Raw genomic sequence first — 13130 nt, 5'->3', positions numbered from 1 at the left:
CGGCATGATCCCGTTTCCGGCTAGCCCCCATTGACGGGGTAATCATGATGCCTGGCAGGAATGTCGAACCTCAGCGCGGTGTCGAGTACTTCTCGATCAACCCCTGCTTGTAGAGCTTGCCGGTGTCGGTCCGAGGGAGCTGCGCCTCGAACGAGATCGACCGCGGACACTTGTAGTGCGCGAGCCGCTCCCGCAGCCAGCCGAGCAGCTCCTCGGCGAATTCGTCGGTGGCGTCGGCCTGATCCACGGTCTGCACGACGCCCTTCACGCGTTGGCCCATGTCGTCGTCCGGCACGCCGAACACGGCCGCGTCCATCACCTTCGGGTGGGTCACCAGCATGTTCTCCGCCTCCTGCGGATAGATGTTCACCCCTCCCGAGATGATCATGTGGTGTCGGCGGTCGGTCAGGTAGAGGTATCCGTCCTCGTCGAGGTAGCCGATGTCCCCCACGGTCTTCCAGCCGTGCGCATCCCGTGACGACGCCGTCTTGGCGGGGTCGTTGAGGTATTCGAAGTCGGCCCCGCCCTCGAAGTAGATCTCGCCGGCCTGACCGGGCGGCAGCTCGTTTCCGTCCTCGTCGAGGATGTGCAGCGGGGTCATCATCGACTTGCCGACCGACCCGGGGTGCGTCAGCCAGTCCTCGGCCAGGATCAACGTCGACCCGATCGCTTCGGAGGACGCGTAGTACTCGTCGATGATGGGTCCCCACCAGTCGATCATCTGCTTCTTGATCTCCACCGGGCACGGCGCGGCCGCATGCATGACGCGCTCCAGGCTCGACACGTCGTACGAATCACGCACCGCAGCAGGTAGTTTCAGCATGCGGGTGAACATCACCGGGACGAACTGGCCGTGTGTGACGCGGTGCTTCTGGATCGCGTCCAGTGCGCCCTGCGGGTCGAACTTCTCCAACACCACCGTGGTGATGCCACCGGCCTGCGTCTGCATCGACCACACCGATGGGGCGGTGTGATAAAGCGGGGCGGGGCTCAAGTAGACGGCGTCCGGGTGCATCCAGAACCCGACGAGGGCTGCCATCAGACCCGGTACCTCCGACGGCGGTAGGTGTGGCAGTTCGCGCTTGATGCCCTTCGGCCGTCCGGTGGTGCCCGATGAGTACTGCAGCAGGTCACCTTCGATCTCGTCGTCGATCGGCGTGGTCGGCTGGTCCGCGACGCACTGCGGGTAGTGCTGCCAGCCGTCGAGGTCACCCGACGCGCCGGCGGCGTCGACGAGGAGGCGGACCGGTGGCAACCCGTCGGGCAGCTCGGCAGCCAGACCGGCCAGGATGTCGCGCAACCCCGCCGAGCCGACGATGGCCTTCGCGCTGGAGTTGTCGACGATGTAGGCGACCTCGGCGGCCGTGAGATGGGTGTTGATCGGGACGTAGTAGAGGCCCGCGCGGCGCGCGCCCCACATCACCGCGTGCACGTGCTCGCCGTTCTCCATCAGGATCGCCACCGCGTCACCCTCGACGAGTCCGGCCGCCCGGAAGTAGTGCGCGAGTTGGTTGGCCCTGGCCTCCAGTTCGCCAAAGGTCACCACGATTCCGGACGGATGCATGATGACGGCGGGCTTGTCGGGAGTGGCAACGGCGGTGTCGCGAATCTGCATGGCAGAACTCTACGACGATGTGAATTGACAGGTGTCAATTGGGTTCCTTCGGCGCGCCAGGCGTCCCCGAGTTCTGCCCAACTGGACCTCACCATGCATTTACAGCAACTACACCACGAGTTGCGAGACTCGTCGTATTCCGTGGTCATGGCTCTGCAAATTGGTTACCAGCTCCAGGAATGCGATAGCAGCGTGCAACTTCAGCTATTACATCCCAGAAGTATGTAATACAGTGAACGCACGGACCCGAAGTCCGTTCAGGGGAGGACCAATCATGACGACATTCGAGTGCGCGAAACCCGACGAGCGGACCGCGGGGAAGACACCGGCGCTGGCGGAGGGCTTCGATGCCACGATCGACGCCGTCGCACACGAGATCGCCACCTCCGGCACGGCGTGCCTGCGCAACGTGGTGAGCGAGCGGTGGCTCGAGACTGCTTGCGACTACGTGCGCACCTCGGTCGACCTCGACGGCAAGCAGGAACTGTTCATCGAGAACTTCGCCGCCGACCCGCGCAACTTCGCCGGCGAGCTCTTCGCCGACCCTCGACTGGCGACCTTCCTGCGGGCGGTCGCCGGAGCCGCGCTCCCCCGATTGCGCGCCGAGGGCCAGCCAATCGAGACCGAGCTACGAGTCATCGACGGGCCGCCCCGCACCGACGACCCCCTGTGGTTCCACTACGACGGCACGGCCGTCACCATGGTGCTGCCCATCCTGATTCCCAAGGCCGCACCCGGTGCATCCGGCGAACTGATCCTCTGCCCGAATCGGCGCCCATTCCGGCGTTCGGTCGTCACCAACATCGCCGAGAAGTTCCTGTCCCAGAACCGCCGCTACCGCCGCCGGTTCGTCGAGCGCCTCCCTCGCGAGGCCAACGTCGCGACGGTGACCCTCGAGCCGGGCAATGCCTACCTCTTCAGCGGTTACCGGTCTTACCACGCCACGTTGCCCTGCCCGCCCGACAGCTTGCGGGTGACGCTGATCCTGCACTTCGGCAACGTCCACCAGGACAGCAGGCTGCTGGCCACCGCCCGGCGGCTCTACCGGTCGGTCTACGAGCGCAGCCGCGCCCACGGTCCGACGGCCGCCGTGAAGCTCGCGGCCGACGCCGCCTGACGAACGCCGCCCGATCCGCGGGCCGAGCGTCAGTCGGCTTCGGCCAGGCGGGTCTTCAGCGCGTCGAACTCATCCATGATGCCGGTGGGCAGCTTCTCACCGACGAACTCGAACCACTCCTCGATCAGGGGCAGCTCCTTGCGCCATTCGTCGGCGTTGACCGCCAGCGCCTCGTCGACGTCGGCGGCGTCCACGTCCAGACCCTCGAGGTCCAGATCGGCTGCGGTGGGCACGATTCCGATCGGCGTGCTCTTGCCATCGGCCTGGTGCTCGATGCGCTCGATCGCCCACTTCAGCACGCGGCTGTTCTCACCGAAGCCCGGCCACAGGAAGCGGCCGTTGTCCCCGCGCCGGAACCAGTTGACGAAGAACACCGCGGGCAGCTTGGACTCGTCGGCGTTCTTGCCGAGGTCGATCCAGTGTTGGAAGTAGTCGCCCACGTTGTAACCCATGAACGGCAGCATGGCCATCGGGTCGCGGCGGATGGTACCGACCTTGCCCTCGGCCGCGGCGGTCTGCTCCGAGCCCAGGGTGGCACCGATGAACACACCGTGCTGCCAATCGCGGGCCTGGGTGATCAGCGGGACGGTCGTCTTACGCCGACCGCCGAACAGGATCGCCGAGATCGGAACGCCCTGCGGGTCATCCCATTCCGGCGCCAGCGTCGGGCACTGTGAGATCGGCGTGCAGTAGCGCGAATTCGGGTGCGCCGCCTTGCTTTCCGTCTCGCGCAGGTTCCAGTCCTGGCCCTTCCAGTCGATCAGGTGGTCCGGCTCGCCCTCGAGGCCCTCCCACCACACGTCGCCGTCGTCGGTCTTGGCGACGTTGGTGAAGACCGTGTTGCCGGCTGCAATCGTCTTCATGGCGTTGGGGTTCGAGCTCCAGTTGGTACCCGGCGCCACGCCGAAGAAGCCGAACTCCGGGTTGACGGCGTACAGCCGGCCATCCTTGCCGAAGCGCATCCAGGCGATGTCGTCACCGACGGTCTCGGCGCGCCAGCCGGGGATGGTGGGCTGCAGCATCGCCAAGTTGGTCTTGCCGCACGCCGACGGGAACGCCGCCGCGATGAAGTAGGCCTTGTTCTCCGGGCTGATCAGCTTGAGGATCAGCATGTGCTCGGCGAGCCAGCCCTCGTCGTGGGCCATCGCCGAGGCGATGCGCAGCGAGTAGCACTTCTTGCCCAGCAGCGCGTTGCCGCCATAGCCCGAGCCGTAGCTCCAGATCTCGCGGGTCTCGGGGAAGTGGGTGATGTACTTGGTGTCGTTGCAGGGCCACGGCACGTCCTTCTGGCCCGGCTCCAGCGGCGCACCGATCGAGTGCAGCGCCTTGACGAAGAATCCGTCCTCACCCAGCTTGTCCAGCGCGCCCTTGCCCATCCGGGTCATGGTGCGCATGGACACCACGACATACTCCGAGTCGGTGATCTCCACGCCCAGCTTGGGATCCTCCGCGTCGAGCGGGCCCATGCAGAACGGCACGACCCACATCGTGCGGCCGCGCATCGAACCGCGATAGAGGCCGGTCATCAGCTCCCGCATCTCCGCGGGGTCCATCCAGTTGTTGGTCGGCCCGGCGTCGATCTCGCGCTCCGAGCAGATGAAGGTGCGTGACTCCACCCGGGCGACGTCGGACGGGTCCGAGAGCGCAAGGTAGGAATTGGGCTGCTTCTTCGGGTTGAGCTTCTGGAAGGTGCCCGCCGCGACGAGCTCGTCGCACAGTCGCTGGTACTCCTCCTCGGAGCCGTCGGCAAACATCACGCGATCGGGCTGGGTGAGCTCGGCAACCTCGCGGACCCAATCGAGCAGCCCCTCGTGTTTGGTCGGCGCGCTGTCCAGGCCGGGAATGGTCGCTGAGGTCATCAATGTTCTCCTGCTGGCGGTCTCGGTGATACCTGGCTCGAGGTTAACGTGGGTGACATACCCGCGGTAAATCGGGACTATGTCCGTTGTCTCACAAGAACGATTCAGAGACGGGTAACCGGCGAAATTGGTGCCGAAATCTTCCACATTTCATCATCGGTACTGGTCAGTAACATGATCACGGGTCCGTTCGGCCCCGTCGGCAACCCCCATCCGGGGCCCGTCCGACGCCCGCCACGACCGCCGCGCCGACCACCCGGACTCCACGTCGAGCAACCGTTCGGCAAGCATCGCCTCGCCATGCCACCGCAGCGTCGCGGCAACCTCGGTGACCCATCGGTCGAGCAACGCGCGATCGTGCAGCAGACCCCGGGCTCGCACCACCCACGCCACCAGGACGGCGCCGGCTCCGGCACCAACCACCAGAGCCACGAACGACAGACCCGGGGCCAGCCCGGACAGCAGCCGGCTGGTCGCCAACGCGATACCCAGCCCGAACCCGACGCCGAGAACGGTCATCAGCCGACCCTCCAGCGAGCGTGACGACGACGGGATACGGGCGATCTCCGGCAGCACCACCCGACGAACGGGCACGGGCACCACGCGCCCGAACTCGATGGCCGTCTGCGCCACCGCGGTGATGATCTCGGCGTCGAGCTCGGCCACGAACCGCTCGGCCCGCTCCGCCACCATTGCCTGGAAGGACGCCGATCCTCCCGCCGGCACGGCCGACGCCGCCTCGCGCAGGTCGCTGCGCAGCGCGGCCGATCGGTCCCGGACGGCCCTCAGCAGCCCAAGGCGCAGCCGGGCCAGCGCGGTTCTGCCTCGCTGGGCCTCGTCCGACGGCGGCCGGCCCGACGGCGCGGGCGCGTGCCGGGCCACCCGTGGCGCGGCCAGCCGTTCGGTCAGCAGCGCGACCAGCTCCTCGACGCACGGGGCGCCGAGGTCGGGCGCCGCGGCGACACCCAGCCACGGCACGTCCGCCCGACCGCTCCACTCCGTCACGCGCGTCTGGTCGGCTCGAAGAACCTCTCTCCACCCCCGGTGCGCGTCGACCTTGGTCACCACGCCGACGAGGAGCTCGGTGCGGGCCGCGGCCTGCTCGACCGGCAGCCAGTCCGACGAAGTCAGCGGCGTGGCGGCGGAGAACACGCCCAGTACCGCGTCGGGGGCCCGGTTCCGTGGTTGTGCACCGTCGAGGATCACCAGGTGCGGCAGCCGGGTGCGCAGTGCGGCCACCACGCCACCGACCCCGGCAAGGGGCGGTCCGACGACGAGAACCACCCGCTCCCCCGACGTCACGTCGTCGACCCGCGCACGGCGGCCAGCAGCCGCAACGACCCCCTGACCACGTCCGCGCTGCACCTGCGGTGCAGGCCGTTGACGGGCCCACCGCCGTAGCGCCGCCAGCGGACCGCACGGTCCAGGTGCGCGGTCGCGGTGTCGGCGCGATCGACGCACAGTCCCTCGGCCTCCAGCACGTCGACGGCGACGGTCATGGCTGCCATCGCCGCGGCGTCGGAGGCTGCCAGCTCCGCCACCCGCGGATCGTCCAATCGAACTGCCAGCGAACGCAATTCGTCGATCGCCTGATGTACGCGCCGGTACCGGATCGGCGCGCAGACGGCGTGCAGCGCCGAGGCGACCTCATCGAGCAGGCCGATGCCGGCCAGGTGGGTGCCCAGGTGCGAGGGCTCACATCCCTCGGCGAGTGCAACCAGCGCGTGCGCGACGCCGAACCTGTCCAGGCGGGCCAACAGCCGGGCCCGCAGCTGCGGCGGCGCCGGGTGGGGTCCGCCGACGAAGGCGTCGACACCGGTCAGGTTCGGCGGATGCGTCGCCAGCAGGGCGAGGCCTTCGATCAGCTCGGCCTCGAGGTCGCCGAGCGACGCCAGCAGTCCCACCATCGGCACGGTCGGCACCCCGCTGCGCCGGGCGATGGCGGTGGCCCGGCGTCTGGCGACGGCGATCGGCCCACCCTCACCGGCGCCGGAGAGGTCGGCCTTGGTCAACACGACGAGCACCGGCACACGCGCCGTCCGCACGACGGCGAGCTCCTCGTCCTTCAACGCCTCGGCGATCACCAGCACGCACACCTCGTGGGCAGCCGTTGCGGCCGGGGAGGCGACGAACACCCCGCGGCGCCGCAACGCCGTCGCGACACACCCGCGGCCCACACCGGGGCGCCCCAGCACGGCAACGCACACCGGCCGCCGCAACCTGGCGATGACGGCGGACAAGTGCGGGCCACCCACGGATTCAGCGACGTCGGTCAGCGCGGCGGCGAACGCCTTGGTCACGATCGACTCCCCCCAGAATGTCCCAGGATGTCATCGTCGCACCGCGCCATACCCCCGCGGAGCGGCAAGATTCGCCGGCCCCCCGTAGCGGCAAAAGGCAACCATTGGGTATCGAATTGTCCGTCGATGCGGGTACACCGCCCTCGATGAGCGACGATGGACGGATGCAGGTGCAGCGCGAGCAGGCTCGCGAAGAGGAGGGGGCGGACTCCGCACCTCCGGCTCCCGGCGAACGATCCACGCCTGCGCATCCGTTTCCCCGCGTCGCCAGCTTCCGGTCCCGCCGGTCGGCTCTGTCCGGACTGCAGCGCGAGACGTGGGATCGGCGCTGGCCGGAGCTCGGACGCCAGGCCAGGGATTCCGACGGCCGGATCGCCGGCCCGCTGGACACCGAGGCGTGGTTCGGGCGCGTCGCCCCGCTGGTGCTGGAGATCGGCTGCGGCACCGGCGTCTCGACGCTGGCGATGGCCGCCGAGGAGCCAGAGCTCGACGTCATCGCCGTCGAGGTCTACAAGCGGGGCCTGGCACAGCTGCTCAACGGCATCGACCGCGAGGGCCTGAACAACGTGCGGCTGATCCGCGGTGACGGCGTCGACGTCTTGGAGCACCTCCTCCCGCCGGCCTCGCTGACCGGCGTGCGGGTGTTCTTCCCGGATCCATGGCCCAAGGCCCGCCACCACAAGCGGCGTCTGCTGCAGCCCGCGACCGTCGCCCTGATCGCCGACCGGTTGCGTCCCGGCGGGATCCTGCACGCCGCGACCGACCATCCCGGATACGCCGAACAGATCGGGGAGGTCGGCGACGCCGAGCCCCGCCTGCGCCGGTTGAGCTTCGAGGCCGCCGGCGACACCGGCGCCGGACTGCCCATCTCGGTGCACCGCCCCGTCACCAAGTACGAGGACAAGGCTCAGCGTGCGGGGAGCGCCGTCGCCGAATTCGTGTGGGAGAAGGCGTGAGCGCCGCATGAGCATCTCCGAGGACTTCGAGATCGTCGAGCCTGCCGACGTCCAGGACGACGGCGTCCCCGCGCTCGACGACATCGGTGACACCATCCAACCCAGGTTCCGCAGCCCCCAGCGGGTCCTGCTGGTCTGGGATGCCCCCAACCTGGACATGGGACTCGGCTCCATCCTCGGCGGCCGGCCCACCGCAGCGCACCGGCCCCGGTTCGACGCCCTGGGCCGCTGGCTGCTTGCCCGCACGGCCGACTTGTCGAGCAGCCGCGCGCACGAGGAACCGCAGGTCACCTTCGAGCCCGAGGCGACCGTCTTCACCAACATCGCCCCCGGCAGCGCCGACGTCGTCCGCCCGTGGGTGGAAGCCCTGCGCAACGTCGGTTTCGCGGTGTTCGCCAAGCCCAAGATCGACGATGACAGCGACGTCGACAGCGACATGCTGGACCACATCGCACTGCGCCGCAGCGAGGGCCTGGCCAGCGTGTTCGTGGCCTCGGCCGACGGGCAGGCGTTCCGCCTCCCGCTGGAGGAGATAGCCCGTGATGGCATCCCGGTCAGCGTTCTCGGATTTCGCGAACATGCGAGTTGGGCGTTAGCGTCGGATACCTTGGAGTTCGTCGACCTCGAGGACATCCCCGGTGTCTTCCGGGAACCGCTACCGCGAATCGGCCTCGACTCGCTGCCCCAGCAGGGGGCGTGGCTGCAGCCGTTCCGACCGCTGTCCTCGTTGCTCACCTCGCGCGCGTGAACATCCGGAGCGCAGGTGCGGAGAACTTGAAGAAGATCAGTTAGGAGCTCGAGTGTTCGCCTGGTGGGGTCGGATGGTGTACCGATTCCGATACGCAGTGATCGGAATCATGGTCGCGCTGTGCCTTGGTGGCGGCATCTATGGCGCAAGCCTGGGCCAACACGTCACGCAGAGCGGTTTCTACGACGAGACGAGCCAGTCGGTGGCGGCGTCCGAGCTCGCCGACGACGCCTACGGGCGCGACCGGCTGAGTCACATCGTCGCCGTCCTCGATGCACCCGACGGCAAGAAGGTCAACGACCCGCAGTGGTCCAAGAAGGTCAAGGGCGAGCTGGACAAGGTCGTCGCCGATCACCCCGACCAGATCCTGTACTGGCGCGGTTACCTGGAGAATCCCACCGGCGATCCCACCACCAACGCGGCGCTGGCCAACAACGGCACCCGCACGTTCGTCGTCATGCCCCTGAAGGGCAACGACGACGACACCATCCTCAAGAACTACAAGATCATCCAGCCCGACCTGCAGAAGGTCGACGACGGCAAGATCAAGCTGGCGGGCCTGCAGCCCATCGCCAGCGAGCTCACCGGCACCATCGGTGACGACCAGAAGCGCGCCGAGGTGGCGGCCATTCCGCTGGTGGCTGTCGTGCTGTTCTTCGTCTTCGGCACGGTCGTCGCCGCCAGCCTGCCAGCCATCATCGGCGGTCTGACCATCATGGGTGCCCTCGGCATCATGCGGCTGGCCGCCGACTTCACCCCGGTGCACTTCTTCGCCCAACCCGTCGTGACGCTGATCGGTCTTGGCATCGCGATCGACTACGGCCTCTTCATCGTGAGTCGATTCCGAGAGGAGTTGGCCGAGGGATACGACACCGAGGCCGCCGTGCGGCGGACGATGATGACCTCGGGGCGCACCGTGATGTTCTCGGCGGTGATCATCGTCGCCTCGTCGGTGCCGCTGCTGCTCTTCCCACAGGGCTTCCTGAAGTCGATCACCTACGCGATCATCGCCTCGGTCATGCTCGCCGCGATCATGTCGAACACCGTGCTGATCGCTGCACTGGCCGTCCTCGGCCATCGCGTCGACTCGCTCGGCGTGAAGTCGCTGATCGGCTTCGCCATGCCGAACACCATCCATTCCGACCCGGCGAACCCGAAGAAGAACCCGCTGGCGCTGGCCGCGATCCCGACGGGCATCCTGCTGCCCCCGGTGGGCATCGCGGTCGGTCACGTCGCCCGCATGCAGATCAAGAAGACCGGTGAACAGGGCGCGGGCCTGGCGTACATCGGCCTGGTGTTCGCCTACATCGGTCTCTACGGCGGACTCGCCTACGGCTGCTACGCCCTACGGGACCAGGGCGTCATCGAGGGCGCCCTGTTCTGGATCCTGCTCGGCATCGTCATCTTCTGCGCGGCCGTCACCGCGATCCTCGCCCTGGCCAGGTACGTTCCGTTGATTCGCCGGATCACCATCTGGTGGCTGCACTTCCTCGCCGAGAAGACGCAGAAGACCAAGACCCGCGAAGAGGTCGAAAAGGGCTTCTGGGGCATGCTCGTCAACAAGGTGATGAAGCGGCCCGGGATGTTCGCGCTGCCCATCGTCATCGTGATGGTCCTGCTGGTCATCCCGCTGGGCCAGCTGGCCCTCGGCGGCATCAGCGAGAAGTACCTGCCGCCCGACAACGCGGTGCGCCAGGCGCAGAACGCCTTCGACTCCAGCTTCCCCGGTTACCGCACCGAGAAGCTGACCCTGGTGATTCAGCACGCCACCCCGGAGCAGATCGCCCAGGTCAAGAACGAGGCCTCCCAGATCAGCGGCTTCACCGGCACCTGGGACGAGCGCCCGGTCGCACCCGACGTGAAGAACCCCGACATCGCTGTCGGCGCGGACGGTCAGGGGCACCCTTGCCAGTCCAAGGACATGCCGTGCGTGCTGCAGAACGGTCTGCAGGAGCGCAACGACGCCGCCCAGAAGATCGACGAGCTGCGCAACATCTCGGCGCCCAAGGGCGTATCGGTCTGGGTCGGCGGCACGCCGGCCCTGGAGCAGGACAGCATCCACAGCCTGTTCGCCAAGCTGCCGCTGATGGTCGTCGTGCTGATCCTGACGACCACGGTGCTGATGTTCTTGGCGTTCGGGTCCCTGGTGCTGCCGATCAAGGCAGCTCTGATGAGTGCCCTGACGCTCGGCTCGACGATGGGCATCCTGACGTGGATGTTCGTCGACGGACACGGCTCGGGGATCATGAACTACACGCCACAGCCACTGATGGCGCCCATGATCGGGTTGATCATCGCGGTCATCTGGGGTCTGTCGACCGACTACGAGGTCTTCCTGGTCTCCCGCATGGTGGAGGCCCGGGCGCGGGGTCTGTCGACGGCCGAGGCCATCCGGATCGGCACCGCGACCACCGGCCGGCTCATCACCGGCGCCGCGCTCATCCTGGCGGTGGTGGCCGGCGCCTTCGTGTTCTCCGACCTGGTGATGATGAAGTACCTGGCCTTCGGCCTGCTGCTGGCGCTGCTGCTCGACGCCACCGTCATCCGGATGTTCCTGGTGCCGGCGATCATGAAGATGCTCGGCGACGACTGCTGGTGGGCTCCGCGCTGGATGAAGCGCATTCAGGAGCGCCTCGGCCTCGGCGAGGTCGAGCTCCCCGACGAGCGCAAGCGTCCGACCGTCCGCGAGTCGGAGCCGGACTCCGAGGCCCTCGTCGGCGCGGGCGCCCCGATGCGCGCGCTGCCGCCGCCACACGATCCGACCCACCCGCAGCCCGGCCCCCGTTTGGCGTCCACCGGCAAGGCCGCCCCGCAGCGGGTCAGCCCGCCGTCGGCCGCCGGAACGACGCGCATCCCGGCCGGCCCGGCCGTTCCGGAGGCTCCCGCCGCCGAGCCGCCGACGACGCGGATGCCCGTCGCGCCGGCCGAACAGACCACCCGGTTGTCGGCGCCCGCCGAACCGCCGACCACCCGCACGCCCCGCGTCGAGCCGGGTCGCCCGGTGACGCCGCCGCGTACGGCGACCCCGTCGCGGGGATCGAGTTCGCGGGGAGCCAGCGCCACCGGCAGCCGCGAGATCGAGTCATGGCTGGGTGATCTCCGCGGCGGAGCCGCAAATTCGAACGTGGGCGGAGCCGCCGGAGCGAGCGGGCAGCCGGACGCCAAGTCCGCGGGCCGGCGTCAGCCGCCTCCCCCGCCCGCGGCCGAACCGCCGACGACGGCGATCCCCACGCAGCGCGCCTCGGATGCCGACCAGACCGAGAAGATCGACACCCGGCAGGCCGGCGAGGACGATGCCCCCAAGCGCCGGGGTGGCGGGGTCAGCGCGGCCGACCTGCTTCGCCGCGAGGGTCGGCTCTAGCGCTCGTCGCCGTTGCCGGCCGAGATGTCGTCGGTGGCGCCGGCTATGGACGGCGCCCCGTCGGCCTCGAGCGTCGCCTCCTCGGCGGCGGGATCCTCGGCCAGCAGTACTCGCAGCGCGCTGTTGAGCACCGCGACGATCGGGACGGCGAGCAACGCGCCCACGATCCCGGCGGTGACGCCGCCCGCGGCGATCGCCAGCACGACGGCGAGCGGGTGAAGTGACACCGCCCGGCCCATCACCAGCGGCTGCAGGATGTGCGACTCGAGCTGCTGCACGGCGATGATCAGGCCGAGCGCGATCAGCGCGAAGACCCAGCCCTTGGCGATCAGCGCCACGATGACGGCCAGACCGCCCGCGATCACCGCGCCGATGAGCGGGATGAACGCACCGAGGAACACCAGCGACGCCAACGGCAGCGCCAGCGGGATGCCCATGATCGCCAGCCCCGTGCCAATGCCGATGGCGTCGACGAGCGCGACGAGGAACGTCGCACGCACGTAGCCGATGAGCGAGTGAAAGCCCGCCCGGCTGGCGTCGCGGACCCGGTCCCGGACCGTGGACGGGAAGATCTTGCTGACGAACGCGAAGATGTTGCGGCCGCCCTGGAGCAGGAAGATCAGGGTGAACAGCATCAACAGCGCGCCCGTGACGATCTCGGTGATGGTGCCCGCCGTCGACAGCGCGCCGCTGGTCAGCTTCGACTGGTTGTCCTTGAGCGCGTTGATCGCGGTGTCGGTCGCGCTCTTGATCTGGTCGTTGCTGAAGTGCGACAGCAGGCCGGTGTTCAGCGAGTTCCTGGCGTTGGTGATGCTGAGCGTGACCTGGTCGATCAACGCGGGCGCGCCCTGGACGAACTGGCTGACGACGAACGTCAGGATCCCGCCCACCACCACGATGCTGCCCACGATGACGGCGGCCACGGCGGCGCCGCGCGGCAGTCCGCGCCGGTCCAGGAAGTCGACGAGCGGTAGCAGCATCGCCGTCACCATCGTCGCCAGCAAGAATGGCACCACGATCACCTCGAGGTGCATCACCAGCCACAGGAAGGCGATCAGCGCGGCGAAGATGACGAGCAGTCGCCACGACCAGGCGGCGGTCTTGCGGACGATGGGGTGGACCGACTCATCGGCCTGCGGGTCGAGCGACGATGGGAGCGCCTCGGGCATTCCGG

At 68.5% G+C, this 13130-nt stretch carries 9 protein-coding genes; 4 read left to right on the top strand and 5 right to left on the bottom strand.

The genetic code is table 11. From position 1 onward, the window contains the following. Positions 1 to 70: 70 nt before the first annotated feature. Entirely contained in the window at positions 71 to 1615 is a 1545-nt protein-coding gene (fadD4, locus tag SBI80_RS21985) for a fatty-acid--CoA ligase FadD4 (protein ID WP_318976944.1), read from the bottom strand. A 274-nt stretch (positions 1616 to 1889) separates the two neighbouring features. On the opposite strand from fadD4, the gene SBI80_RS21980 reads away from it, so the two are divergent. Continuing rightward, a complete protein-coding gene (locus tag SBI80_RS21980; protein ID WP_318976943.1) occupies positions 1890 to 2732 on the top strand; it encodes a hypothetical protein in 843 nt (280 codons plus the stop codon). Between the two features lie 29 nt (positions 2733 to 2761). On the opposite strand, the gene SBI80_RS21975 is transcribed toward SBI80_RS21980, so the two are convergent. The 3 genes from SBI80_RS21975 to SBI80_RS21965 form a co-directional block, all read right to left on the bottom strand. Further along, positions 2762 to 4591, bottom strand: coding sequence for a phosphoenolpyruvate carboxykinase (GTP) (locus SBI80_RS21975; RefSeq protein ID WP_318976942.1), 1830 nt, complete (start codon positions 4589 to 4591; stop codon positions 2762 to 2764). Between the two features lie 153 nt (positions 4592 to 4744). Then, positions 4745 to 5893: a hypothetical protein gene (locus SBI80_RS21970; protein WP_318976941.1), complete on the bottom strand. Its 1149-nt coding sequence runs from the start codon at positions 5891 to 5893 to the stop codon at positions 4745 to 4747. Next, positions 5890 to 6891, bottom strand: coding sequence for a hypothetical protein (locus SBI80_RS21965; protein WP_318976940.1), 1002 nt, complete (start codon positions 6889 to 6891; stop codon positions 5890 to 5892). The genes SBI80_RS21970 and SBI80_RS21965 overlap by 4 nt, the downstream gene beginning before the upstream one ends. 146 nt (positions 6892 to 7037) lie before the next feature. Between SBI80_RS21965 and trmB the strand changes: the two genes are divergently transcribed. The 3 genes from trmB to SBI80_RS21950 are packed head-to-tail and all read left to right on the top strand — an operon-like array spanning position 7038 to position 11956. After that, the gene (gene trmB / locus SBI80_RS21960; protein WP_318976939.1) at positions 7038 to 7847 is read left to right on the top strand and encodes a tRNA (guanosine(46)-N7)-methyltransferase TrmB; all 810 of its coding nucleotides are present in this window, start codon (positions 7038 to 7040) and stop codon (positions 7845 to 7847) included. Positions 7848 to 7854: 7 nt separating this feature from the next. Next, the gene (locus SBI80_RS21955) at positions 7855 to 8595 is read left to right on the top strand and encodes an NYN domain-containing protein (protein WP_318976938.1); all 741 of its coding nucleotides are present in this window, start codon (positions 7855 to 7857) and stop codon (positions 8593 to 8595) included. Positions 8596 to 8647: 52 nt separating this feature from the next. Then, positions 8648 to 11956, top strand: coding sequence for an MMPL family transporter (locus SBI80_RS21950; RefSeq protein ID WP_318976937.1), 3309 nt, complete (start codon positions 8648 to 8650; stop codon positions 11954 to 11956). Here SBI80_RS21950 and SBI80_RS21945 read toward each other — a convergent pair. Continuing rightward, positions 11953 to 13125 (bottom strand): AI-2E family transporter, encoded by a 1173-nt coding sequence (locus SBI80_RS21945; protein ID WP_318976936.1) that lies wholly within the window; start codon positions 13123 to 13125, stop codon positions 11953 to 11955. The two genes, SBI80_RS21950 and SBI80_RS21945, sit on opposite strands and share 4 nt — an antisense overlap. Between the last annotated feature and the right edge of the window lie 5 nt (positions 13126 to 13130).

This window comes from Mycolicibacterium sichuanense, from assembly GCF_033741125.1.
Classification (GTDB): Bacteria; Actinomycetota; Actinomycetes; order Mycobacteriales; family Mycobacteriaceae; genus Mycobacterium.
Note: the sequence above shows the minus strand (reverse complement) of the source record. Positions and strands in the feature narration are given on the sequence as shown.